Source organism: Rhodomicrobium udaipurense JA643, assembly GCF_000636015.1.
Taxonomy (GTDB): Bacteria; Pseudomonadota; Alphaproteobacteria; order Rhizobiales; family Rhodomicrobiaceae; genus Rhodomicrobium; species Rhodomicrobium udaipurense.
The window spans coordinates 1-575 of the sequence record NZ_JFZJ01000251.1 but is presented as its reverse complement, the minus strand read 5'-3'; the positions used below and the strand labels follow the sequence as shown (position 1 = coordinate 575).

1 protein-coding gene is annotated in these 575 nt (G+C 59.1%); it reads right to left on the bottom strand.

The annotated features are described in order from the left end of the window. Positions 1-542: hypothetical protein (locus tag T281_RS17200; protein ID WP_155955335.1), on the bottom strand; the 542-nt coding region annotated here is incomplete at its 3' end. Between the last annotated feature and the right edge of the window lie 33 nt (positions 543-575).

Genomic DNA, 575 nt, shown 5'->3' with positions numbered 1-575 from the left:
TAGATCGTATCGAAAGCGCCACCGAACAGCGCCCATCCGCTTTTCGCCAAGGGATTGGCGCGATGACAACTCGCGTCGAGTGTTCGCGAAATGAGGGGTGTTCTGCGATACGGAAGGAAGCCTGCGGACAGAAGCACCGAGCCCAATCCCGCTCCGGCCGATTTCGCCTGAACATAAGGAGCCCCGCACGCCGCCGCCAAGCTAACTATGCCTCCTATCACCTCGCGACAGGCGGCATTGTCGCGTCCGACGAGTTCACTGATCGTCAGCTTGACTACGGGCCCATCCAGCGCATTCTTGAACCGGATTCCGCATACAGCCGCTCCTCTAATCTTGTCACCTTGGCCGATCATGAGCGTCAGATACCGAACCTCGGGTGTGGAGCCGTACCGGTATCGGACCCACTCCGTCGACTGTGCAAGGCGCCAGACTTTTTTTGCGTCACCTTGAGCCGCAACATTCGCGTAGAAAACCGCGGCGGTATCAAGCGCGCTGGGTGTTGCAGACACCGTCAGCCCCTTGATGGCTTGGTCCTGATCCATGAGGTTTGCCAGGAAGCCTGAACGGAGCTTGCC